The organism is Thermosporothrix hazakensis (assembly GCF_003253565.1).
GTDB classification, from domain to species: Bacteria; Chloroflexota; Ktedonobacteria; order Ktedonobacterales; family Ktedonobacteraceae; genus Thermosporothrix; species Thermosporothrix hazakensis.
The window spans coordinates 132,264-156,488 of record NZ_QKUF01000008.1; the positions used below are offsets into that span (position 1 = coordinate 132,264).

Annotated in this window: 16 protein-coding genes; 9 read left to right on the forward strand and 7 right to left on the reverse strand. The window is 54.8% G+C overall.

From position 1 onward, the window contains the following. The first annotated feature begins 19 nt into the window (after nucleotides 1–19). Nucleotides 20–1,720, forward strand: coding sequence for a thiamine pyrophosphate-binding protein (locus tag EI42_RS13730; RefSeq protein ID WP_111322895.1), 1,701 nt, complete (start codon nucleotides 20–22; stop codon nucleotides 1,718–1,720). A 90-nt stretch (nucleotides 1,721–1,810) separates the two neighbouring features. Here EI42_RS13730 and EI42_RS13735 read toward each other — a convergent pair whose 3' ends face one another. The 3 genes from EI42_RS13735 to glk all read right to left on the reverse strand — a co-directional run bounded on the left by EI42_RS13735 (nucleotide 1,811) and on the right by glk (nucleotide 5,230). Further along, complete coding sequence (locus EI42_RS13735) at nucleotides 1,811–2,968, reverse strand: cytochrome P450 (RefSeq protein WP_170142605.1); 1,158 nt, start codon at nucleotides 2,966–2,968, stop codon at nucleotides 1,811–1,813. 442 nt (nucleotides 2,969–3,410) lie between these two features. After that, nucleotides 3,411–4,127, reverse strand: coding sequence for a PadR family transcriptional regulator (locus EI42_RS13740; RefSeq protein ID WP_111322899.1), 717 nt, complete (start codon nucleotides 4,125–4,127; stop codon nucleotides 3,411–3,413). 116 nt (nucleotides 4,128–4,243) lie between these two features. Next, a complete protein-coding gene (glk, locus tag EI42_RS13745; RefSeq protein WP_111322901.1) occupies nucleotides 4,244–5,230 on the reverse strand; it encodes a glucokinase in 987 nt (328 codons plus the stop codon). Nucleotides 5,231–5,487: 257 nt separating this feature from the next. On the opposite strand from glk, the gene EI42_RS13750 reads away from it, so the two are divergent. The 5 genes from EI42_RS13750 to EI42_RS13770 all read left to right on the forward strand — a co-directional run bounded on the left by EI42_RS13750 (nucleotide 5,488) and on the right by EI42_RS13770 (nucleotide 12,162). Next, nucleotides 5,488–6,012 carry an RNA polymerase sigma factor gene (locus EI42_RS13750; RefSeq protein WP_211326163.1) on the forward strand — a complete coding sequence of 175 codons (525 nt, stop codon included), beginning with the start codon at nucleotides 5,488–5,490 and terminating at the stop codon, nucleotides 6,010–6,012. Next, on the forward strand, nucleotides 6,002–7,618 hold the full coding sequence (locus EI42_RS13755) for an outer membrane protein assembly factor BamB family protein (protein WP_111322905.1): 1,617 nt from the start codon (nucleotides 6,002–6,004) through the stop codon (nucleotides 7,616–7,618). Before EI42_RS13750 ends, EI42_RS13755 begins: the two co-directional genes overlap by 11 nt. Nucleotides 7,619–8,261: 643 nt before the next feature. Next, complete coding sequence (locus tag EI42_RS13760) at nucleotides 8,262–8,453, forward strand: hypothetical protein (RefSeq protein ID WP_111322907.1); 192 nt, start codon at nucleotides 8,262–8,264, stop codon at nucleotides 8,451–8,453. Between the two features lie 288 nt (nucleotides 8,454–8,741). Continuing rightward, on the forward strand, nucleotides 8,742–10,763 hold the full coding sequence (locus EI42_RS13765; RefSeq protein WP_111323091.1) for an ABC transporter permease subunit: 2,022 nt from the start codon (nucleotides 8,742–8,744) through the stop codon (nucleotides 10,761–10,763). Nucleotides 10,764–10,809: 46 nt separating this feature from the next. Further along, on the forward strand, nucleotides 10,810–12,162 hold the full coding sequence (locus tag EI42_RS13770; RefSeq protein WP_111322909.1) for an ABC transporter ATP-binding protein: 1,353 nt from the start codon (nucleotides 10,810–10,812) through the stop codon (nucleotides 12,160–12,162). Nucleotides 12,163–12,226: 64 nt separating this feature from the next. Here EI42_RS13770 and EI42_RS13775 read toward each other — a convergent pair whose 3' ends face one another. Beyond that, nucleotides 12,227–14,281, reverse strand: coding sequence for a protein kinase domain-containing protein (locus EI42_RS13775; RefSeq protein WP_111322911.1), 2,055 nt, complete (start codon nucleotides 14,279–14,281; stop codon nucleotides 12,227–12,229). 378 nt (nucleotides 14,282–14,659) lie between these two features. On the opposite strand from EI42_RS13775, the gene EI42_RS13785 reads away from it, so the two are divergent. Continuing rightward, the gene (locus EI42_RS13785; RefSeq protein WP_111322915.1) at nucleotides 14,660–16,048 is read left to right on the forward strand and encodes a mercuric reductase; all 1,389 of its coding nucleotides are present in this window, start codon (nucleotides 14,660–14,662) and stop codon (nucleotides 16,046–16,048) included. A gap of 703 nt (nucleotides 16,049–16,751) precedes the next feature. Further along, complete coding sequence (locus tag EI42_RS13790; protein ID WP_111322917.1) at nucleotides 16,752–18,773, forward strand: WD40 repeat domain-containing serine/threonine-protein kinase; 2,022 nt, start codon at nucleotides 16,752–16,754, stop codon at nucleotides 18,771–18,773. Between the two features lie 57 nt (nucleotides 18,774–18,830). On the opposite strand, the gene EI42_RS13795 is transcribed toward EI42_RS13790, so the two are convergent. Then, nucleotides 18,831–20,573: a peptide ABC transporter substrate-binding protein gene (locus EI42_RS13795; RefSeq protein ID WP_111323093.1), complete on the reverse strand. Its 1,743-nt coding sequence runs from the start codon at nucleotides 20,571–20,573 to the stop codon at nucleotides 18,831–18,833. Between the two features lie 339 nt (nucleotides 20,574–20,912). Between EI42_RS13795 and EI42_RS34350 the strand changes: the two genes are divergently transcribed. Continuing rightward, nucleotides 20,913–21,041 carry a hypothetical protein gene (locus EI42_RS34350; protein ID WP_281278843.1) on the forward strand — a complete coding sequence of 43 codons (129 nt, stop codon included), beginning with the start codon at nucleotides 20,913–20,915 and terminating at the stop codon, nucleotides 21,039–21,041. 127 nt (nucleotides 21,042–21,168) lie between these two features. Here the strand turns inward: EI42_RS34350 and EI42_RS13800 are convergent, their stop codons facing one another. Both EI42_RS13800 and EI42_RS13805 read right to left on the reverse strand, forming a co-directional pair. Next, nucleotides 21,169–22,050 (reverse strand): SDR family oxidoreductase, encoded by an 882-nt coding sequence (locus EI42_RS13800; protein ID WP_111322919.1) that lies wholly within the window; start codon nucleotides 22,048–22,050, stop codon nucleotides 21,169–21,171. Nucleotides 22,051–22,213: 163 nt separating this feature from the next. After that, nucleotides 22,214–24,064, reverse strand: a complete 1,851-nt coding sequence (locus EI42_RS13805; protein ID WP_111322921.1) for an N-acetylmuramoyl-L-alanine amidase — start codon at nucleotides 24,062–24,064, stop codon at nucleotides 22,214–22,216. Nucleotides 24,065–24,225 lie beyond the last annotated feature (161 nt).

The following is a 24,225-nucleotide window of genomic DNA, read 5'->3' on the forward strand; positions in this document are numbered from 1 at the left end:
CAAGGAAGGAGAGAGAAGCATGAACACCGCTCAGGTTCTGGTTGAACTGCTGAAGGCGTATAAAGTGCAGCATATTTTTGGCGTTCCAGGTGATACCACCATGCACTTCTATGATGCGCTCTATGCAGCACGAGACGACATACAACATATTATGGCACGCGACGAGCGATCAGCGGCTTTTATGGCGGATACCTATGCACGGCTCTCGCACCGGCCAGGGATTACCGAGGCGCCAAGCGGTGGCGGCGCAACCTATGTGATCCCGGGCATTGCCGAAGCAAACGGCTCGTCGGTTCCCATGATCGTTTTTACCTCGGATGTGCCGGTTGTTGACGAGGGGAAAGGCACCCTGACCGCGATCGATCAGGCGCGGCTGCTTGAGGCAGCGACCAAGTGGCGAGGTGTCGTCAAACGGCCCTCCATGCTCCCGGACATCGTACAACGTGCGTTCCGGGCCGCTACTACCGGACGCGGCGGTGTCGCTCATATCGTCCTGCCCGAAGATGTTTTAGGGGAAGAGCTGCCCTCACCTGCATTGCACGCCGAAGAAGCGTGCACGGTCTATCCAGCCTATCGCACGCAGGCCCCCCGGGTCGCGCTGGAAGCCATACTTGACGCCCTGCTGAAGGCCAGCCGGCCCCTGATTATCGCGGGTGGCGGTGCTGTGCTCTCCGGTGCATGGGATGAGATCACCGCGCTTGCCGAGCGGCTGCATATTCCAGTGGCAACGACTATCAACGGAAAAGGCAGCATCAACGAGATGCACCCGTGGAGCGTCGGCGTCATCGGCGGAAATGGCGCACGGCCCTACGCGAATCAGCTTATGGCCGAGGCTGATTGTATTTTCTACCTGGGCTCGAAGGTCAACTCGCTGACGACGCTCAAGGGCACGGTTCCAGCCCCTACAGCAACCGTGTTGCAGCTCAACGTCGATCCGCTTGAGCTCGGTAATAACGTGCCCGCCACTGTCGCAGCCTGTGGAGACATCAAGGAATCGCTTGCCGCCCTGCTTGAGCTGATTTCGCAGCGCAGCATCTCGGCGCCACAGCGCAGCGTGACCCCGGAGAAGCTTGAGGAGCTGGCAGCCCCCTTCTGGGAAGCCGTCGCCCGCAACGCAACGCGTCCCGATGTGCCCGTTGTGCCGCAGAGAATCATTGAAACTCTCTGGCAGCACACGCCCGAAGATGTCGTTGTTGTGGCCGATCCCGGCACGATGACGCCCTTTACCGCTTCCCAGTTCCGCACCCGGCGTCCCGGTCGCTCGGTTGTGATTCCCCGGGCACATGGAGGCCTCGGCTACGCGCTTCCTGCGACCGTTGGTGCCTACTACGCCCGCCCCGGAGAACGCATCGTTGGCCTCGTAGGCGATGGCTCATTCGGCATGTCCGGTACCGAGCTGGCAACCATCGGCATGCTGAAACTACCCATCACGCTGATTCACTTCAATAACGGCTCGTTTGGCTGGATCAAGATGTTGCAACACCTCTACTACGGTCAGCGCTACCTGAGCGTCGATTTTACCGGGAAAATGGACGCGGCAACGGTCGCCGAGGGCTTCGGCGTACGCGGCATTCGCATCACACACCCCGACCAGCTTGTTGACGCGATCACTGAGGGACTGGCAAGCAATGAGCCGGTCTTTATCGATGTGCACACACGCTCCGAGCTCGACGAGGTGCCGCCTGTTCATGCCTGGCAGCAAGCCCTCTCACAGCGATAGCAGCATAACACAAAAGCCCTTCTTCTTTGTGACGAGGAAGGGCTTCTTTTCAGCATTCATATCAACGATTCCGCAGAGAACGAGGAGCCGTTATGCTCCCCAGGCCATCGGTAGGCGGAGCACGCGCAACCCGGCAGGACCGGCGCCAGAAGCGGTCTCAATGAGCTCAACAGGAACAGTCCAGCGCCCCGGGAAGCGATCAAGCATCTCGCTGAGCGCAACCTTCACCCCCAGACGAGCCAGCGGCGCCCCCAGACAGGCATAGATCCCATGTCCAAAGGCAAGGTGCTGATTCAACGGGCGCTTGATGTCAAAGTCTTCGGGCTGCTGAAAGCGCTTCTTATCACGATTCGCGGTATCAATCCAGACAATAACCCGCTCGCCCGTGCTCAACTGCTGGCCACCAAGTATTGTATCAGCAGTTACAACACGAGAGACCGCATGCACCGATGGCATAAAGCGTAAGACCTCTTCAATGGCCGAAGGGATCAAGGCCGGATTCTCGCGCAACGCTTCCAGCACTCCTGGATACCGCTCAAAGCACAGGACGACATTACACAGCAGCGTCTGGAGTGCATCATGCCCCACCGCCAGCAGCAGCGTGATGAACTCCAGAAGCTCCTGCTCATCATACCCATCATTCAGCATCAGGGTGAGCAGGTCGTCCTGCGGCTGACGGCGCTTCTCGCGCACTATCTCATGGACAAGAGAGCGCATATGTTTCAGCTCGTGCGCCGTCACTTCCTCGCCATCCCCCCGTTGCCAGGAACCTGACGTCAGGACATACGACCATCGTTCAAACGCGTCTTGATAGCGAGCGGGAATCCCGAGCAATTCGGAAATAAGGAGGTCTGGTAACGGGTTCGCCAGCACCTGAATCAGCTCAATACGCCCGCTGGTGTAGTCAATACGATCAAAGAGGAGACGAGCGCTGGCAGTAATACGGGACTCTAGCTGCTCCAGCAACTCGGAAGTCAGGGTCTTCATGACACTCGTGCGTAAGCGTTGATATCGCTCAGGATCCCGCTTGAGTGTTTCAACAAAGCCAGGGAGCACCTGCGGGTACGCCTGCTGACCGGGCTCAAGCGCAAACAGTTCACGATCACCCAGGACACGCGCTACATCTTCATACGAAACGACATTCCAGGCCTGCAAGGTTGCATCAAAGAAAACGGTCTGCTCCAGATTACGGGACCACTCCACAGCCGAGAAGAGAAGATCCTTCTGGGTTCGTTGTATCAACTGCATGCTTTCTTTCTCTTTCTTCAGTATCTTCGTACTCATCTATTGAAACAGAAGACAGATACAATTTATTCTCCTGAACGAGAGAGAGGCCGCATTTTGGCAGGGTTTTCCTTCCTCTCGTTCGGCTTCCAGTCTGGTTTAAGGCAATTTTTTGTCATACTAAAAAATGGAAAGTGAATAGAACACATAGGAGAAGATATGTTACCTTTTTGCGCGCTCGCAAGGTCGCAGAGAGCGAAAGGGGGCGCGACCCGACGAGAGCAGAGGCAAAAACGAAAAGATCGGCAATAGAGCTGAATGTAATACCGGGCCAGCAGTAAGCTCATCCGTTGACCTCCTTCCTCGGGAGCATCAAGCGGAGTGCGGGCAGGTGCCAGCATACTCCGACATGAGGACCCGCCAGACAATCACGAAGGGTAACAGTTCCGGGGAAAGAGCGCCTTGCCTACTCTTTCGGCTCGGCTCTGTCATCCGGTGGATTGCTACTCTCGGACAGAATACTCAGCAGCTCTTTGCGCACATGTTCCAGTAGAGAGCGCAAGCGCGGGAGCAGTTCCGGACGCATCATCACGCTACGACTGGTCATCCCGAAGAGGCGCATCACTTCGGCGGCCTCGCGCCCGAGATCACGCAGTTCATGCTTGAGTTGATGCTTTTGCGCCGCCACGCGTTTCCAGTTCATCTCCCAACGCGCCTCAGGGCCTTTCTGATGGCTTATCAGGAAATCCCGCCCGGCATCTGTAATGCTGTACACCTTGCGTCCATCGCTCTCACGAACGGAGACAAAGCCACGATCTTCGAGCATCTGTAACGTCGGATACACCGAACCGGCGCTCGGCACATAGAAGCCGCCCGACTTCTCTTCCAGCTCTTTCATCATCTCGTAGCCGTGCATTGAGCGCTCCTGTAGCAGTTCCAGCAGCGCAAATTTGAGGTCGCCGCGTCCGAAGAAACGTCGCCCGTGATGCGGGTTGAATGGGCCTTCCTGGCCAAACGGGCCTTCAGGGCCAAACGGGCCCTCAGGACCGAAGATGTTGCGCCGCATACGCATCTCATGATGATGCCGCCGCTGTTCGTGACCGTGTCCTCTTCGTTGCCACTCGTGCGTCTGCGGGCCAGTAAAGCCGAAGGCAAAGCGCCTGTTGAATCGTCCACCAAACATAAGGGTATAACTCCTTTCCTGCAAACCGATATATCGTTATATCGTTATCGATAGTGTAAACGATATATCGGTTTCTGTCAAGGGTTATTCACTTGTTCTTTTGGCGTACGTAAAAATTAGTGGGTGAAGCCAAAATGGGCGGCGCCAATCAGGCCCACCTCAGAGGTGAGGATGACCTGCACGGGGATCCGGGCGAGCAAGCCAGAGAAGCGCCCTTTGTGCTTGAACGCTTCCATAAAGGTAGATTCCTTCATAAAAGGGAGGATGTGGCAGGGTACGCCGCCTCCGATATAGATGCCGCCGGTTGCCAGCACTTTGAGTGCCATATTCCCGGCCTCGGCACCCAGAATCGAGACAAACATGCGCACAGTCTCCACGCAGAGTTGCACGGCTTTGTCAGCCTGCGCGGCCTGCACGATCACAGGGGTACGATCTTTCGCGGAGGCCAGAGCTTCGGTCAGCCAGCTCGGCTCTTCATAGCGACCGGTTGATTTCAAATAATCGTAGATATTGGGAAGGCCAATCCCGGAACAGACCATTTCAAAGCTCACATGCGGTAATTTCTGCATCAGGAAACGCAGGAGCTCAAGCTGTTCCGGCGTGATCGGGGCAAAGGACGCATGCCCGCCCTCGGTAGCATGGGAACGATAGCCGCCGTCTTCATAGGTCAGAAATGCCTCGCCCAGGCCAGTTCCAGGGGCAACCACGCCAAGCGTTCCATGCTCAACAGGCGTGCCCTCGTTCAGGCAATAGAGCTCATCCTGATGCAGCAGTGGCACGCCCGCCGCGATTGCTTCAAGATCGTTCAGCAGAAAGACATGAGGAATTTGTAACTCTTTCTCCAATTCGTCTGCATCAATACTCCACGGCAGATTTGTGATATTCGCCTTATTGTTTAAGACCGGACCCGCAACGCCAAAGCAGGCAGCGGTAAAAGTATAATCGCCACCCACCTGCTTCAGAAAATCACGTACCAGTTCAGCCATACTGGAATACTGGTTACACCGCAGCTTCATCTGGGCAACTGGAGTTCGTAATGTATCGGGAGAGGCAAAAATAGCGAGGTTCGCCTTTGTACCGCCTATATCACCGGCAAGCAGCATATTTTATTCTCCATCTTACTCAAATAGTCTCAGGTTATGGTAAATGAGCTAACCTATAATGACTAGATGATATCATATATTTTTCACTTTTCGGTAGCATATCCGGAAAGGCCCGGCAGTCAACAAGCCCGATCAAGTCGCCCATCTCTTCAGTCCTCTTCTTCATCTCGGTGTGACATTTCCCCGGGCTCCACGATATATAAGCGAGATCTCAGAAATGGACAATTGAAATGCAGCAACAAAGTCAGCGTATTCACATGGACATCTATACAGAGCTGTACCAGCTTCATGCACCGGCCCTTTTCGCCTATCTGCTGAAACGGCTGCAATCGCGGGACGACGCCGAAGACGTGTTATATGAAGCCTTCCTGGCTGCCCTTGAGCATCCCCATTTCAGTAAGCTCGATGTGCAAAGACAGCGTGCATGGCTCTGGCGCGTAGCCCAAAATAAGATGATCGATCAGCATCGCCGTAATAGCCGTCACCCAAAAGTAGCATTGGGCGCTATTGGTGATAGCCTCTTTGAGGACGAAAATGACGGGCCAGAGTATCAGCTTCTTAAACAGGAAGAATATGCATTTCTGCATTCATCGCTAGAGAAGCTCCCATCTGTGCAGCAAGAAGTACTCCGTCTTCGCTTCGGGCATAGTCTCAGTTGCGAAGAGATAGCAAAAATATTGGGTAAAAGCAGCGGGGCGATTCGGATGATTCTTACCCGCACCATGAAGAACCTGCGCTCTATCTATAAAAGAACCAGAGGAGATAAAATGTATGATGCATGAAGAGAACACTTTTTCTCCTGATATAATAGACGAACAGACAGACCGTGCATCTGCTTCCTTTGTCTCCGAAGATGATGCGCGCCTGGTTCGGTCGCTCTATAGCTTCTATCAGCCGCTCTCGAAGAAGAATCAGCGCTCGCTGGAGCGCGTCCAGAAGCGCCTGAAAAGGGCTCTCGCCGCCCATCAAACTGCCGCGCAAGACGACAGTGACGATATGATGTTCTCGCTCCCAAAAGCGCAACCAAAGAAGGCCAGAAGAACGTATCTCCGTACATTCAGCCTGCTTGCTGCTGTGCTTCTGGTCGCGCTTCTGGTCGGCAGCATGGCCTATCTGTTCTCCAAAATCAATCGCAGCGGCCTGGGAGGCCCGCGGAATAGCTACACTATTACCTTTGACGGCGCCTGTAAGCCACAGCAAACTACGCCCAAAGAGCCAAACACGCCGGGGATCTATATGATCAGCTTTGATACCGGACAGACCGCTGTGCTTGAGCGACGCGACCCGAACACTCATCAACTGCTCTGGTCTCGGAACCTCGCGCCCTATACGGTGTCGCCAGTCAACCCGTTCACCGTCGCCGGGCATCTTGTCTATGTCAGTGCCTATACCAGCGGCTCGAACAGGCTGACCGATAATGTGCTGCTGACCATCAACGCGGAGAGCGGCGAAGTGCTCGGGAAAACCACTTTCGGGAGCTCCTCGTTCCCGCTGCCACAGGGCTCATCCGAACAGCGGAGCAGTGACTATGACACCGGCTTTCTGAGCGGGCCCGTCTATGCTGATGGCAAGATCTTTGTCGGGCAGCGCAACGGCAAGTTTTATGCTGTAGACGCGAAAACGGGCCAGAAGTGCTGGGAATATAACTCGCACACGATCGCCTACAGCAATGAAGGCAGCGGTCTTGACGCAAACCGGCCCTTCGTCCAGAACGGCGTGGTCTATGCCAGCATCTACAATACGGTGTTCGCGCTCGACAGCAAGACCGGTCGCGAGCTCTGGTATCAGCAGATTGATGAGACCCAGTACTACGATGCGCCACTGCTGATCAACGGCAAACTCTATCTGAAATCAACGCATACCAGCGTGCACCATTTAGCGCCCGATATTCCGAGCTACATTTATGCACTTGATCCGCGTGATGGCCAAACGCTCTGGTCTCAACAGATCAGTCAGCCCATCTATCAGAATATCACGATTGCCAACGACACAGTGTATGCCAGTACGTATGACGGATCACTTATCACGCTGAACGCTAAAAGCGGCCAGCTCGGCTGGACGAAGCAACTTTCCGAGCAAGCATACCTGGATACGCCGCTTGTCGATACAGATACCGTTTATATCGTCAGCACCCGGGCAGGAACCGCGAACAGTACGGTGAACACCATCTTTGCCTTGAATCGCACAGATGGTCGGATTAAATGGCAGCATCCGTTCCAGGGGGGCGGCTCCATCGGGCTGGACAAGAACGCGGTTCTGGTCGCCACGCCGCCGGGCTCGCTTGTAGCACTGCAAGCCGCAAACGGTGATACCCTCTGGACAGTGACAGGCAACAAGCAGACTGCAAAAGATACACAGTCGATACCTCTCCTTCTCGTCGTCAAATAAGCCCGGGAGAAGGGGCCTTACGCCTCTTCTCCTCTTGCTCTACGTACTCAGGGATGCTCAAGATTTGCTCAAAATTGTGTGCTTTCTTCCTGACAGGGGCTATTTCTCTTGACTTCTGCTGCCGATATGAGCTATAGTAGTCAGGGAGTGAGAAAAAGACCCTCGCTCCGTTCCATTGAAACGCACACCAGGAGAAAACATGTATGGACGGTGACAGTAGTAGACGTCCTGACGAACCTTACCCTAGTACTGGTGCTGGCGATGAAACAAGGATAAGTGAAAATCACTGCGAGAGCGGCGCTAGAAGATAAGCCGCTTTCTCAATGCCTCAATAGATCCTCACTTACCCGCACTTCTCGCCTGGTACCAGCCAACACAACACTATATGGCGAGAAGTGTGAGGGATTATCCTCAATTGTGCCCTGCGCTCTTTTCTGAGCAGAACGCGTTCTGTTGAACGTGCAGCCCTTTGTGGCTTGCGTTGTTTTCCCTCATCTTCCACCAATCCCGGGCATCGTTGCGCCCTTTGCAGTGACGCATAGCATGACATCTATGTTTCTGTTCTATGTGCCTGTTTATCCAACGTGCGCGAAAACCCGATTATGCTTGAACTCTTTTATTCTGTCAGGGAGGTAAACAACGTATGGGCTCGGCTCCACAGCAGAAAACACAGCAATCTTTGGCCTGCCTTTCAGGCGTTCAGCGGCGGCTCGCTTTGACGCGGTATTCTCTATCCGAGCAGACGAATGAGGCGGAGCGCAAGCGCATCCCCGAACCCGATAGCGCTCGCACGGGCTCGCTGGGCCGCGAAACTGGCAAACTCAAGTCACGTTGACTGACAGGTGCCGGGGTCTGATTGCCAGAGAGATCGCTTGTTTGCAAGCATACATCGAAGCAGATCAATACTCGGATCCCGGCAGCTTCTTCCTTTTCACGCCTTCTCATGACTTTTCCAGGTGCATGAGTGGCTCTTTTATGCCCGAAAAGATAGGCAATACCTGAAAACTGGTTTTATCCTGTCTCACTATTCTCTACACCTCAGAGTGAGCTAAACTACTATTTTATCGATCGAACACGGGTGCAATACAACAGTATGACCTGTCGAAAGGAGGTACAAACTATGATGCGCTTTCTCCTACCTGCGGCAGGCTCGCTGAAGCCAGAACGCTACTTTTCACGCTGGGATTTCGTGATTATTCCGCTGTTTATGGTGCTTCTAGCGCTGCTTACCATTGCCTTCAAGGGCGCATCTCGGCCCTTCGATGAGCACACACCAGATCTTCTGGTCAGCCTTGATCCCGTGCATCTGCCTTATTATGGGCTACGCACCATTTTTCGGATGCTCATTGCGGTACTCTGTAGCCTGCTGTTCACCTTTCTTTACGCCACCGTCGCGGCGAAATCGCGCAAGGCGGAAAAGGTGCTGATCCCGATTCTCGATTTCTTGCAGTCGTTGCCCATTCTTGGCTTTCTGACGGTCACGACCACCATTTTTCTGGGTCTTTTTCATGGGAATATGCTTGGTCTGGAAGCGGCCAGTATCTTTGCCATTTTTACCTCTCAGGTCTGGAATATGACCTTTAGCTTTTATCATTCGCTCGTGACCGTGCCGAAAGAACTGAAAGAGGCGGCGGCGGTCCTGCGGCTGTCGGCATGGCAGAAATTCTGGAAGCTGGAAGTGCCCTTCTCGATGCAGGGCTTAATCTGGAACACGATGATGTCCGTTTCGGGGGGCTGGTTCTTTGTGGTGGCCTCGGAGGTCATCAGCGTCGTGGGGCGCGATCATAGCCAGTATCTGCCGGGGCTTGGCTCCTATATCGCGCTGGCAATTGATCGCGGGAACATCCCTGCAATGGTCTATGCGGCGCTCGCGCTGCTGCTGCTGGTGCTGCTGTATGATCAGCTTGCCTTCCGGCCTATCGTTGCCTGGTCCGACAAGTTCAAATTCGAGCAGTCGGGCGCGCAGGAAAAGCCCGGTTCCTGGATGCTGACACTGATCCAGCGCTCGCGTTTCCTGCACACTCTGGCGAGGTTTCCGGCAACGCTCTTTGAGCGCGTGACCCTCTCTACTGGTCGTGGGGACCGGCCCGGCAAGCCGCTTGAGCAGCCAGCGACCACGCGAAGAAGTGCCCGCTGGACAGACGCTCTCTGGAATGGCGTGATTCTGCTTGGTTTTGTGGCGTTTGCCTGGATGCTTGCGCACTATATGCTTGGTCCATCGCTTGGTTTCGCGAACGGGCGGCTGCTGCAACCCAATCCCAACCTGAACACCGGGATGACACCCGAGGTTGCCCGACAGTTCCAGCAGGCCGGCGTCACAGTCGGCCAGGATCAGACCGTGTACCTGTCAAACGTGTGCGCAGCAAGCAAGCAGGGAACACAGATCTCACCCGCGCTGAACATGACCTTGCATGCATCCGGCGTCGCGACGCCCGCCAACCTGCAAGTCCGCTGCGCCGAGGCCATGACAGAGCCCGGACAGGTTGCGATTGCGGAGATTGGAGAGGCGATCGGGCTCGGCCTGCTGACCATGCTGCGTGTCGCGGTCATGATTGTCATCGCGGCGCTGATCTGGGTGCCGGTTGGAGTCTGGATCGGTCTGCGACCACGCCTCGCCCAGTCGATTCAGCCACTGGCGCAGTTCCTGGCGGCATTCCCGGCGAACCTGCTGTTCCCGCTGGCAGTTGTGTTGATCGCGCATTTCTCGCTCAACCCTGAAATCTGGCTCTCGCCGCTGATCGTGCTTGGTACACAGTGGTACATCCTGTTCAATGTGATCGCGGGAACGCTCAGCATTCCCAATGATCTGAAAGAATCCGCCCGCGTCATGGGGTTACGCCCCTGGGGCTGGCTCTGGTGGAAGAAGCTCATCATTCCGGGTGTCTTCCCCTCCCTTGTCACCGGAGGTATTACGGCCTCTGGCGGCTCCTGGAACGCCTCCATTGTTGCAGAGGTGGTGTCCTGGGGATCGACCACGCTGGTAGCAACCGGCCTCGGAGCCTTTATTGCTCGATGGAGTACCGGCGAATTCAACCCGCATGTAGCGCTCGGCATGCTGATTATGGGACTGCTCGTGCTCACCTTTAATCGGCTGCTCTGGCGGCGTCTCTATCGACTGGCCGAAGAGCGTTTCAGCCTGGCATAGGCTCCACTAGCGAAAAACAGAGAAAGGTGCAAGGAGGATATCTACTATGAAAACACTGATCAAAGAGCTTACAAAGCAGAATACAGCGCGAAACGCGGGCGCTCCTCTTCTCAAAGCAAGCAACCTGACAAAATCGTTTAAAACGCCCGAGGGTCATGATCTGCACGTCCTCGAAAATATCAACCTGACCCTGCATGAGGGTGAGATTGTGGCGCTGCTCGGTCGCTCGGGGTCCGGAAAGTCCACGCTGCTCCGCTCACTCATCGGGCTGATTACGCCCACCACTGGCAGTGTGACCTATCGCAACCGTCCGGTTGTTGGTCCGATGCCGGGTATGGCAATGGTTTTTCAGACATTCGCTCTCTTCCCCTGGCTGACGGTACAGCAGAACGTTGAACTCGGGCTGGAAACTATGGGTGTTCCAGCGGCTGAACGCGCTCGTCGAGCTCTGGAAGCCATCGACATTATTGGCCTTGATGGCTTTGAGTCGGCCTACCCGAAGGAGCTGTCGGGCGGTATGCGGCAGCGAGTCGGCTTTGCGCGGGCCCTCGTCACCAATCCCGACATCCTCTTTATGGATGAGCCGTTCAGTGCGCTGGATGTGCTGACCGCCGAGCGCCTGCGGAGCGAGCTCCTGGAGCTGTGGCAGAAGCAGCGTATCTCCATGCGCTCTCTGCTGATCGTCACGCATAACATCGAGGAAGCAGTCATTATGGCGGATCGCATCGTTGTCCTGAGCGCCAACCCCGGGCGCATCCGCGCCGAGATTCCGGTGACGTTGCCGCGACCGCGCAACCGCGAACAGCCAGAGTTCCGCGAGCTGGTCGAGCACATCTATACGATTATGACGACGCCAGAGAAGCCGACCGCCACGCCGCTAGCCGGAGCAGATCGCACCTCGATCGCCTACCGGTTGCCGGGCGCTTCTATCGAGCAGCTTGGGAGCCTGCTTGAATTGCTGGCAAAAGAGACCCACAAGGGCCGCGCCGATCTGCCGTATCTGGCTTCGTCGATGCAACTGGAAGTTGACGACCTGTTCCCGCTGACCGACGCTGCCGAGCTGCTTGGCTTCGCCCGGGTCGAGGAGGGCGATATCATCCTGTTGCCAACCGGCCAGACATTCGCGCGCGGCGACACCGAGGAACAGAAGCAGATCTTTGCCAGCCAGCTTATCGCGCATGTGCCGCTGGTCACTCATATTCAGTCTGTGCTGCACACTCGGCCCGATCACCGCGCACCAGAAGAGCGCTTCCTGCGTGAACTGGAAGACTTTATGAGCAGCGAGGACGCCGAAACCCTGCTCTCAACCGCGATCGACTGGGGGCGCTATGCGGAGCTCTTCGCCTATGACTACAATGCAGGCGTGCTTTCGCTGGAAAGCGAGCAGCCTCAAGCGTAATGAGAAAGAGCAGTGAGAACGTTTGCCCGTTGTCACTGCTCCCTTTTTGCTGGCGCTGCGAAGCTTATGGCTTGCCAATCGTGAAGGTGATCGCGTCGGGTGAGCTCGGAAGATGCAACCCGAAACCACTCACATGTATCAGGCCCTCTTTCACCCCATACTTCTTTTTGAGGATCGATAGCGCCTCATCCTGCGACTTTCCAGCTATATCTTTCGCGGCCTGCTTCTGCACCTCGCTAAACTGATAAATCCAGAGATCAGCGGTGGAGACAGTCAACCATCCTTTGTTACTGATAATGGAACCTGTGATTTTCGGTTCAAATGCCTTCGAAAGGTTGTAATGCGGACCATACTGCTTCTGCACCTTTTCCTGCATATGGTGCAGCATTGCCGCTGTGACCTCCTCCCTGTCATAGGCGACCTGGGAACAGACAAGGGTACCGCTCACCGTCACCGAGGAGGCCGGATCGCCAGCTTTATGATTATTCTGAAACTTTCGCTCACAGGAAGGGCTATCCAGCAGCACTTCACCGGGGCGCACTTGCTTCTGTATGCTCGCTTCTGCTTCCTTTTGCAGTTTATTCTGAAGCGCGTTTTCCGCGTTGCTGACATCCACTTCCTGAATAATTGGTCCATCATAGGGATCTTTGCCGCCAGTAAACGCCTCGGGATTCTCAATATAGACAGTGACGTTTTCGCCCGTTATTTCATAGAGACCCGAAATGGTATAGGGAGCAATATTCCCGACCGTGCCCGCCTTTGTCACTCGCGCATTCACCGTTGTTGAGCCAATAGAGTTCAGGAAGATATTGGCATCAGTCGTGACTGTCAACCCATTATCCAGGTTGATGATGAGATAGGTGTTGAACAATATCCGGGGAACACTGGCGTTCGAGAGCACCAGCTTCCCGTGCGCCTCTGTCCCGTCTATATGTCCATTCCTGCTCGCCTTCACCGTCTGCGCCTGTTTGGAAGATGTGACGCGGAGCAAGCGACCTTTGAACTGCTGCTGTGCAATATTGCTCTGGCTCGTCAGTTGATAGGGACCCAGAGACTCCGTTACCTGGTGCGAGATTGGCGTTATCTTGATCGATGCACTGCTTGCCGGTAAGATGTTGTGCAAGAGGATGCCAAGCGACGCGAGCACGATCACCGCGACCAGAGCAAGGCACCCGATACGCAACCCCTTGCGAGGCTTCGCACTGGTTGTGTATGGCGGTGGCGTGGGAAATTGCAGCGACTCAGGCGCCTGCCGGATCGTCGGCTCTTCCTCACGCTGGAATACCTCTTCTTCGGGCGCCTCTTCCTCGGGCTCCTCGATTGGTGGCGGCTGGCTGGATACGACATCTTTACGAGCGATACGGATCGTCGGCGCTTCCGCTATAGCAGACGGGATATCGAGCGCCTTCAATAGATCTTCTATAGTAGAAAATCGTCGCTCGGGCTGCGGGTCACGCGCTTCCAGCAATGCCTGCTGAATCGCTACGGGAATGGAAGCCTCGAACACGAGCGGCTCCGTCGGTTGCTTTCCGGTTACCAATTCGTACGCGACTCCGGCAAGTGCATAGATATCTCCCTGCCTGCTGTATGCCTGTTCCGTTGGCGTATAAGGCCGACTGAGCGTGGTATCAGCCGGCTCAAACGGCAGGTATCCGGCAAGCCGAGCCGTGCTGTCACCCGTCAATAGAATGGCCTCGGGGGTCAGGCATCCATGCACCAGCCCCTGCTGATGAAGTGCATCCAACGCATGGCCGACCGCTCCAATGATAGCGCGCATCTCGTCTATCGAGAAGGGCTGACCGGAGGCAAGCAAGCGCAAACGGGCAGTCTCTCCGCGCGCCACCTCCTCATGAAGCACCAGAAATGGCGCATCTGCATCCATGCCACAGTCAAGAACGGGAAGTAGTGACGGGTGCTGCACTTCCGTCAGTTTGTGCCCTCGATCCAGAAAGGCATGACGTTCTTGCGCACTCGAAAAGTGGACCTCGGGCCAGAGCTTGAGCGCCCGGATGTCTCCCTGCTGCTCAATGAGAAACGTCCAGTTTGAGAGAGGTTGCGAAGCAGTCGGCGAAACAAAGATAATTCGATTTGTCCCTATCGTGTCACCAATATCTTTCATCTTTCACCGTTCTTCTTTCCTTCTACCTCTTCCATAGAAGAGATGATGATACAGAATAAGACAGAAATGATTACAGTGAAAAGTACGGAAACATCTTTCTCTCCTGTTCCTCTTCAGTATAGCATTTCTCTCCTTTTCTTTCATATGATCTATCTCACATTCTTCTTCTTTGTACTGCTGAGCTTCAGCTGCCCCGCTGATTTTCTATCTATGATCGTTGCACTTACGCTTGAATGATGCCGAAAAGCGGGCTTTCCTTGAGGAAATCTGTGTTAGCCGAGCAATCACACGGCCCCGGAGGCAGTCCCCACAACCGAAACGCATATCTCTTCGTGCAAGAACTAAGAAGAACCAGGATTAGAAAAGCGAGGAAAAAGAATGGCAAACACAACCTATGATGCTATTATCATCGGCTCTGGCCAGGGAGGCGGCCCCATCGCGACCGACCTGGCGCAGGCTGGCCACAAGACAGCACTCATAGAACGGGAGCATGTCGGCGGAACCTGTGTCAATGTTGGCTGTACCCCGACAAAAACGATGATTGCCAGCGCCCGGGCCGCCTATGTGGTCAAGCGCGCTGCCGATTTTGGCGTGTATACCGGACCGGTCAATGTCGATATGCGCCGCGTTCGGCAGCGCAAGCGTGATATTGTCACCAGCTATCGTCAGAGCAGTGAGCAGCGCACCGAACAGATCCAGAACCTCGATCTCCTGCGCGGAGAAGCCTCCTTCAGCGGACCCAAAACACTGACCGTCCGCTTCACCAATGGTGAAACCCGCCAGTTGACCGCCAACACAATTATTATTGATACCGGCGATAGCCCCGCCATCCCCCCGATCGATGGTCTGGATACAGTTCCATACCTGGACTCAACCTCCATTATGGAGCTGGACAGCGTGCCCGAGCACCTTGTCGTAGTCGGAGCGGGCTATGTCGCGCTGGAATTCGCCCAGATGTTCCGCCGCTTTGGCAGTCAGGTCACGATCCTGCAACGGGGCCCGCAGATCCTCTCGAAAGAAGATGAGGATATCGCCAGCGAGATGGCAAAGATCTTGCAGGAAGATGGGATCACTATTCGCACAGGAACCAGCCCTACCCATGTGCAGAAGGCCGCCGAGAACACGATTCACATCACTGTCAAAAGCGAGAAGGGCGAGGAGACGCTGACCGCCTCACACCTCCTACTCGCCACCGGACGCAGGCCAAATACCAGACATCTCAACCTTGAGGCGGCAGGCATCAAGACGGATCAGAAGGGCTATGTTCAGGTCAATGAGCGCCTGGAAACCAATGTCACGGGCGTGTATGCAATCGGCGATGTGAAGGGAGGGCCGGCCTTTACCCATATCTCCTATGACGATTATCGCATCTTACGCGCCAACCTGTTGCACCACGGCAGCGCCACTACCCGGGGCCGCCTCGTGCCGTATACGATCTTCACCGATCCCCAGTTAGGGCGCGTGGGGCTGAGCGAGAAAGAGGCAAAAGCGCAGAACATCACCTACCGCGTGGCCCGACTCCCGATGAGCTCCGTTTCTCGTGCACTGGAAGTAGATGAACCCAGAGGTGTAATGAAGGCGCTTATTGATCCTGAAAGCAAGCAGATCCTGGGTTGCGCTATACTGGGAATCGATGGCGGGGAAATCATGAGCATGATCGAGATAGCAATGATGGGAAAGCTTCCCTACACCGCGCTGAAAGATGGCGTATTCACGCATCCGACGCTGGCTGAGTCGCTGAACTCGCTCTTCACTTCTATCGAGTAGACGTTTGCTTCTATACCGCTTCCTCGGGCAAAGAAGAAGCGGTATAGCTCCTCTGTTTCTTCAGCATATCACAAAAATACTTCCTGTACTCTTCCTCAAAAAATGAAACTATAGGAAGAACCTCCCACTTCCTTTTCTTCAGAGAAAACCGGTCTCAAAACAGGAGAAAATCGTTTCGCAGATAATCAAAAAAATTCAAGGAATAGGGCTATCTCTTTGCGCCTTCGAGGACAAGGAGACACAATTGAATTCTTCAATGCTTTCCTGTATAATATGCCGCAAAGCAGCTCGGCATTGTTTCAGCAAAACAGGAAGCTATGACAAGCGCTCTTTGCTGCACGCACGAGCAGAAAAAAGGAGAAAGCACCGACGATGGGGGTCAGAAAGAGGTGCCTTTCCTCAGAAAAGGGAAGATGAGGAATATGATATCTCCTCGTTTCTCTGTGTTGGTCTGAGAGCCGTTTCTTTTGCCCCCTCTTCCCATACATCGCCGCATTGGGGCCATACGATGAGTCTACTGTATATCAAGCAAGCGTCCAATGACTGGAACAATGCGGCACAGAACCGTGCTGATCTCTGGCTCAGATTATAGATCATTGATGGATTTACGATACAGTAAAACTGAAGTTCGTCTCCGGTGAGGCTGCCTCACCCGATTTCAGGAACAGGCAAACAATGAATGAAGCACCAATAGAGGAATGGTATGTTCACGTGTTTAAATCCTTACGAGCGCCACTCGTTCCCGGGACTTCCCGCCGACAGACTGGTCTGCGAAGCGCCCGGATGCGGCTTCCTTCTCGCGGGAGCGCCCATCGGCCAGTGGAGCGTGACTTCACTGCTCAAATCTTCCCGGCGCATGGACCTGTATCTCGCGACAGTCGCGGTTCCCGGAACACGGAGCGTCAGAGACAGGGTTGTGATTCGCGTCTTGCGACAGATAAACTCCACCATCTTCCTGCGTTCAAAGCTGCTTCAGACCCTCTATCACGCCCACATTCACCCGCTCTTACGCGCTGATAAAATTGGCCGGGGTGATCTGCTGGCGCTTATTTCGCCGTTCGAGGAAAATGGCTCGCTCGCCGCCTACCTGGAAAAGCGGTCGCGCCTCTCTTTCCAGGCGGTTGGAGGCATTATTCACCAGATCGCGGAGGCGCTGCACCTTGCGCATGGCGTCCGCATCATCCACGGGCATCTCAAGCCGGAGAACTGCCTGCTTGTCGCGCCCGGCAAACTCCAGGTCTGCGATTTCTACTATTCGTTTGTAGGCTGCGAGAATCCCGCTGTACCCGATCCGTACACCGCTCCGGAGCAGCTTGAGGGCAAAGCCGAGGCGGCCTCGGATCAATTTGCCCTCGCTTCACTAGCATATCTGCTGCTGAGACAGCGCGTGCTGCCGCCGTCCTCTGGATACCTCGGAGGCGAGTATCAGCCGCTCATTTCGCCCATGCATCCCCTTGATCTGACCCTGAGACGCGCCCGCAGCGGACAGATAGCCGAGCGCTTCCCCGATATCCGCACCTTTGACCTCGCCTTTCGGGCTGCCCTCGAAAGCATGCTCAGAACCGGGCAAACGGGCGAAATCAGCCCCGCACGCTCCCAGACGCTCACGAGCTGGCGTGATCCCGGGCGCATCTCCGCCCTTGCCGCACCGCCCCCACCCGAGACGACCATCAGGCCACAGCAATATTCTCCCTCACCGAGCAATCTTGCCAGCGTACCACCTATCGAGCTGCCGGAGCGTCCACCAGAACCGGTGGAGCAGCTTGTCACGCCATCTGTTCCCGAGACGGCCTTTCCCCGGGGAGCAACACAACTCTATCAATTCACCGGCCATACCGCCGCGATTCTCTCGTTGAGCTGGTCGCCTGATGGGCAATATCTCGCCTCTGGCGCACAGGATGGACAGATTCGGCTCTGGTCGGTTCAGCAGGACAGCGGGCGCTATCTTGGCATCTTGCAGGGGCACAAGGGCAAGGTACAGGGGCTCTGCTGGCTGCCCGACGGTAAGCATATCGCTACTGTATCCAGCGACGAGGCCGTACGCATCTGGGATATCACCTCGGGAGGTCATCCTGAGAGCACATGGAAAGGCCACGAGGGCGGCTCAACGACGATAGATCCGACCACCGATGGCGCGATGCTGGCAACCGGGGGGCGTGATGGCGTGGTGCGCGTCTGGGATCGCACAGGACAGGTCATCTCCCGGCGACTGGTACACCGTGATAAGGGTGTACAGGCGCTCGCGTGGTCGCCCAATCAGGAACTGCTGGCAACCGGGGGCGCAGATTGTTTTATCTCCGTCTGGGATGCCTCGTTAAATCGGCAGTTCGCCTACTGGCCCGCCCACTATGACGAGGTTCGCGCTCTGGCATGGAGCCCGAACGGTCGCTATCTGGCAAGCTACGGCGGGAAAAAGGATAACCGCATCTGCATCTGGGAGGCGCAGAGTGGCAAGCTGCTTGTCGCGATTGAGGACCACCGGCGTGAGGTGATCGGCATCCTCTGGAGCAGCGATTCAAACTGGCTGGTAAGCGCCGCAACAGATGGCTCTATCCGCTTCTGGCGTACCGATGAGGTGGAGATGAAGCAACAGGTCATGCAGATTCTGCCATCTTCGGCGCTCAATGGCTCGCCACTGCTGATGACCGGTTCGGCCTCGCAGCGCCGGCTGGCCCTCGCGACCAAACAACGAAATATCGCCATTTTCCAGATCGGTCAGCAGTAAAAAAACGAGAAGCTGAGCAAGCGCTTCAGCCTCTCGTTTCCAGTGGCAGATCAATACTTATTGATATGCTGAGACATCAGCACAGGGTTTCGCGTTGGTGATATAGATGTTACCCCAGTCCTCAGGTGGGATAAAGCTTTGCGCATTATCCACAATCCCGGTCACACACGGCTTTCGCACCATGCTATCGGCGTCCTGATACACCGGAATCCAGACGACGTCATTCACCAGCGCCTGTTCAGCCTGATGGTACTGTTGCATGCGCTGTTCCTCGTTCTGATTTACATCTGCCTGTTCCATCAACTTTTGATTCTCCTGTTGTTCCTGTGCCATTGGAGAATTGTTCTGCCCGTAGTTCATCGCGTTCTTGGGCGATCCCTTCCCGAACAGCAGTGTCAACCAGTTCTGTGGGTCGGGATAGTCCGCGCCCCATGTCAACTGCCACATCTGCATTCCATCAGGGTTATTGACGGTTCGATTACGCTCGGTCAGCAGCTTGTTATAGTCTACGTCATCCAGCTTGATGTTCACCCCAAGCACCTGACTCCACATCTGCTGGACGGCAGAGGCCTCGTTCCTGATATCAGCGGAGCCGCGCGAGGCGAACGTCAGCGTGATCTGGGGAAAATCTGCCCGAGTCATGTTCGACTCCTTCAGGCCCTCTTCAAACAGCTTCTTCGCCAGCGCTGGATCACCTTTGGTCGTTTTGACGCCCTGTGGCCCGGTCAGATTCTCGTTATAACCCGGCATATTGGCCGGTACGATATGGTTGGTCGGGATCACCGCTCCCTTGTAGACACTGTTGGCAATCGAATCCTTGTCAATCGCCAGATCAAACGCCTGACGGACCTTGAGGTTATCGAATGGCTTGACGAGGTAGTTCATCGTATAATAGCCAACAGTCAACTGAGGGATATTGAGAAACTGATTATTCGGAAGCTTCTTTGCTTGCTCAATCTGCTGTGAAGGCACATTTAAGGCCCAGTGAAGCTGGTTACTCTGATAAGCACGGTAGGCAGTATCTTCCTTCTGATAGAAGACCAGCACCACCTTCTTCAACTGGGGCTTCTTCCCGTAGTAGTTGGGGTTCGGCACAAACTCGATTTGCTTGCCACGCACATATTTTGATACTTTGAACGGTCCTGCGCCGCCGATTCCTTCGCTCAGGTGTTCAGCAAAATTATCGCCATACTTCTCAATCATTGAGCGCTGGACGACAAATGAGGTCTGATAGGTCAGCGTTTGCAGAAAATAGGCCGCCTTCTTCTCAGCTTGCAACACAACCGTTTGATCATCCGGCGTCAGGATAGAATGACCGATCAGCGTGGGAATTTTGCCATCAAAGCGCTTCTGTGAGTCCTTGATGAGGCCAAGATAGACCGTCGAGACGGCTGACTTCAATTCCGGTTTGAGAGCTCGATCAATACTGTAGGCCACATCCTTTGAAGTCAGCGGAGTACCATCGCTAAACTTCAGGTTCGGGCGCAGCTTAAAGGTCCAGGTGAGGCCGTCTGCTGAGACAGAGTGGCTTTCGGCAAGCTGGTCAACGACTTCAAGCTTGTTGTTCAGCTGCACCAGGCCGGTAAAGACCAGATTGACGGCGCGAATTGAGGCCTGTTCTGTCACCAGGGCAGGGTCAAATGATTGCAGTTCTGTCCGCCCACCGATGGGAATCGTTAGAATCTGCTGATCGTCGGGGGCTTTCCCTCCCGATTGCGTTGAGGAGCTGCCGCCGCCACAAGCCGCAAGCAACAGCATAAGCAGGAGTAAACTGACTGAAAGCACAGATTTTGAGCGCATATATTGATCCTCCGAATGTACGAAGCTCACGTGAAAAGGGAAAACGAATACATAACCTCCTTCCTACCCGGGAAAAAGATAAAGTTTTAGTGTATTACGTCATACGCCTTGAAAAACTCACACTCCGCAGAAACGTCGTCATCTCTCCACCTTGAGCACCAGCCTGAGGCGCTTTTTCTCTTAACTCATCCATTGTCTTGCTATCAGTATATATCTATTTCCTCCATTGCTGAGATAACCGCCCACATGAGGGCCATAGAATGAATACAACATCTACTATGTGTGGTTTGTAGAAATACCAGCGCTACTATTCTTTCCTTCCCGAAAGGAACTTCAAAAATGAAAGCAATCGAGCTATATCGCTATCAGCGAACAACAGCCCTTGCTCAACCCTGTGGTGGCGCTGGCATGCTCAAAACGACGATGACCGAACACCGATCAACGCCGCAAACCAGCGCGAGAAGGTGAAAGAGCTCGCAAAGTGGTGCCAGAGGTGCTTAGAAGACTGAAGATAGAGACCGACAAACTGATGCTTGAAGGCTTCTAGAAGCTATGGAGCGAGGGCCAGCGAATGCTTCTGGCCCTCATGATCAGATCACCGCACCGCGACCGACTCAAGGTGCGTCAGCTTCAGGCTTTCCTCCCATAGGCGCTCTTGCAGCACGCGATCATAGGAGACCAGCGCTGACTTCTTCGGCACGCCCTTGATGAAGTATTTGCCAGTAACGCCCTCAACCTCAGGAGAGGTCGCAAGATAGAGCGTGGTTCTGGCTCCCTCGTCGGGCTTGCTCCCAAGCAGTGGCAGGAGCAGCCCTACAAGCGTCTTCAGTACAGGACCGAGATCCTGCTGACCGATGTTTGTCGCGACAAACCCGGGATGCAAGCAGTTGACCGTAACCCCGGTTCCTTCCAGCCTGCGAGCCAGTGCATAGGTAAACAGGATCAGCGCCAGCTTCGATTGGCTGTACGCTCGCGGAAAACTGTAACGCCCCGTTTTCAACTGAAGATCAAACAGATCAATTGTGCCCGAAGATTGCATATCAGACGAAACATTGATAATACGCGCAGGGGCGCTTTCTTTGATCGTATCCAGAAGTAAGTTTGTCAGCAGAAACGGAGCCAGATAATTCACGGCCAGCGTCTCTTCTATGCCGTCCTCCGTCTCCTGCCGTGAAAAGTTACTAATACCGGCATTATTAATGAGTATATGAAGATGCGTATATCGATCTTTGAAGTGGGCCACGAACTGGCGAATAGACTCCTGAGAGGCAAGGTCAACCTGCATGAGGTCAACGTGCGGATTCCCGCTGTGCGCCTGAATCTCATTCTGTGCCGCTGCCCCTCGCGCCAGATCCCGGCATGCCATGACGACGTGAGCGCCTCTGTGAGCCAGCCCGAGCGCCGTCGCCTTGCCAATACCGGAGCTTGCCCCGGTCACCAGACAGACTTTTCCCTGTAACAGTCTGGATGCCAACATGATACGATGTCCTTTCTTTGTCTTTTTTCAGTGTCCTTTCTTTCTCCCTTACAACTACATATCCCCATCATACCTTTTTTGCTGGCAAAAGAGAAGAGGGCCGGCCCAACAGGCCGCACCCTCTCCCGAAGTAACCGAACCGCTCTCACTCTCCAAACACTCCCTAGTATCGATATGCTTCGGCAAGCTCGTCAACAGGCACCCACGCCTGACGATGGTTATAGTTAATCATGTACCAGATCCTGCCCGAACCGTCCTCGGCGATCTTCTCGGGCGAGACGAACAGCGCCCCATCAGGAGCGTTGCCTATCACGTACGAGGACGAGCTGAACGTTCTGGGCGAGCCATAGATCTTCACGTCATTGCCATCCGTCGAGTGAAGCTTGACGAGCCGCCCGAATGCGCCAAACTCGACCTTCACGCCATCGGGTACAGCAAGCCAGCCCTGCACAAACTGGGCCGGTTTGCTCGGATCAGGCTGCACCGAGAAATTGATCTTGTACATCATGTAACCGTTGTGCCCCTGATCACGCTTGATATCGGTGAAGACGTAGCTCTTCAGCGCGTCAATATTGTTATTCCCCTGGTAGGCGTATTGCGTATCCATAATCAGGGGACTGTTTGTGTCGGGCTCCTTGTAGATATAGAAATAGTTGAAGTTGGCAGGTGTTGGCTTTGAGCCCCCGTACATCTTCAGACTCGACTCAGGGAACAGCGTCAACGTGAACGGCTGTAGCTTGAGCTGCGTCTGACGCGCCTTGCTGTATTTGTCGATCGCGTTGAGGTAATAGCGCCACATCCAGTAGGCGCCGGGGTCATCATGATTGCTCAGTCCGATCGCCGGGGACGGAGTCGCACCATGCGCCACGAAATGCGTGGTATCGATAGGAATATGATACTTGTCGGCAAGGTAGGCGCTCAGTTTGGCCGATGCAAGATACATGGTCGCGTTGTACCAGAGATAGCCGGTATCTGCGTAGCCCTCATGCTCAATGCCGATGGAGTGATGATTGTACCAGATATTGCCCGCCTGATAGGCCGTGTCGCGCTCGTGGAGCACCTGATAGACGGTTCCATCGCTACCAACCACATAGTGTATGCTGACATCGTACTCCACTTTGGGGTTCAGGAAGATATTCAGCGCATCGGCGGCAGAGCCTTCGATATCGTGAATGACCACGCGATCAATCGGGTAGTCATCGGGACGGGACGAGGAGGAATCGTAGTTACAGATCACATGCTCAGAGGAACGAGCACAATCGCCGATTTCGGGCGGGATAATACAGTTAATGGCGTCTGGATATTCAACACCCTCATGGGAGTTGGTGCACCCGGCAGGAAGCTGAGGCGATTGCGCCATGCGCGAGACGACCTGCGCCTGAAATGTCTGCTTGTTTGGCTGCACCTGTTGCGGAGACACCGTGATTACTTCGCCGCTCTTCGTCTCAACGCTGAAGCCCTTCTGCAACAACTCGTAGACCTTATCAGCGTAGAGCGCGGCGATCGAGCGGCTATTCGAGCCGCTATAGAGGGCAACCGTGTTGTACCAGTCGTTCAGGGAAGTGGGCAGCTTCCCATTCAGTTCGATAGCCTGTGAACGCAGCACCGCAGCGCCTCCGCGAATGTTGGCCGCCGCGTCGCGCTTCAGTGCATCGGCGGGCAGCTTGAGGAGTTGAGCCGCCTTGTCAAGCGTGTTGACGCGCTCGTTTTTCACCAGATGCAGATATCCATAGCCACCATCAATGCTCGGATGCCAGTTGTTGTCACTCAGGCGCGACTCCTGATAGCTGATAGCCAGGAGCAGCGCTTCAGGAACTCCCGATTCCTGTGCAGCCCGGGTAAACAACGCGTGAAGCGTCCCTGCTGTCTGCTTCGTATCGGTAGAGGCTGCCAGCACAACGCCGGACTGGAGAAACAGCGTCCCGATAAGGAGCATGGCGCATGTCGCAAGAAAGAGCAGCACGCGAGGCCACCGAGCTTTCTCGCCTGCACACGTAAAGCGTCTTCCAGACATACAATAAATCCTTTTCTCGTTTGCTTCTTTCGATCCGAGACAATCAAGGCAAAAAGAATAATGCTTTTGTCCTGTGAAATAAGATGTCGTCCTTGAAAATCCAGGAACAGCAAAAATTCTTTCTACACTCTATATAGTACATTTTTGACCAAAAAAGCAAG

Coding starts and splice junctions, on each gene's coding strand:
- EI42_RS13775 (WP_111322911.1), bottom strand. CDS start 14,281: ATGAAAGATATTGGTGACACGATAGGGACAAATCGAATTATCTTTGTT.
- EI42_RS13765 (WP_111323091.1), top strand. CDS start 8,742: ATGCGCTTTCTCCTACCTGCGGCAGGCTCGCTGAAGCCAGAACGCTAC.
- EI42_RS13750 (WP_211326163.1), top strand. CDS start 5,488: ATGGACATCTATACAGAGCTGTACCAGCTTCATGCACCGGCCCTTTTC.
- EI42_RS34350 (WP_281278843.1), top strand. CDS start 20,913: ATGAAAGCAATCGAGCTATATCGCTATCAGCGAACAACAGCCCTTGCT.
- glk (WP_111322901.1), bottom strand. CDS start 5,230: ATGCTGCTTGCCGGTGATATAGGCGGTACAAAGGCGAACCTCGCTATT.
- EI42_RS13785 (WP_111322915.1), top strand. CDS start 14,660: ATGGCAAACACAACCTATGATGCTATTATCATCGGCTCTGGCCAGGGA.
- EI42_RS13755 (WP_111322905.1), top strand. CDS start 6,002: ATGATGCATGAAGAGAACACTTTTTCTCCTGATATAATAGACGAACAG.
- EI42_RS13760 (WP_111322907.1), top strand. CDS start 8,262: ATGGGCTCGGCTCCACAGCAGAAAACACAGCAATCTTTGGCCTGCCTT.
- EI42_RS13735 (WP_170142605.1), bottom strand. CDS start 2,968: ATGCAGTTGATACAACGAACCCAGAAGGATCTTCTCTTCTCGGCTGTG.
- EI42_RS13740 (WP_111322899.1), bottom strand. CDS start 4,127: ATGTTTGGTGGACGATTCAACAGGCGCTTTGCCTTCGGCTTTACTGGC.
- EI42_RS13805 (WP_111322921.1), bottom strand. CDS start 24,064: ATGTCTGGAAGACGCTTTACGTGTGCAGGCGAGAAAGCTCGGTGGCCT.
- EI42_RS13730 (WP_111322895.1), top strand. CDS start 20: ATGAACACCGCTCAGGTTCTGGTTGAACTGCTGAAGGCGTATAAAGTG.
- EI42_RS13790 (WP_111322917.1), top strand. CDS start 16,752: ATGTTCACGTGTTTAAATCCTTACGAGCGCCACTCGTTCCCGGGACTT.
- EI42_RS13795 (WP_111323093.1), bottom strand. CDS start 20,573: ATGCGCTCAAAATCTGTGCTTTCAGTCAGTTTACTCCTGCTTATGCTG.
- EI42_RS13770 (WP_111322909.1), top strand. CDS start 10,810: ATGAAAACACTGATCAAAGAGCTTACAAAGCAGAATACAGCGCGAAAC.
- EI42_RS13800 (WP_111322919.1), bottom strand. CDS start 22,050: ATGTTGGCATCCAGACTGTTACAGGGAAAAGTCTGTCTGGTGACCGGG.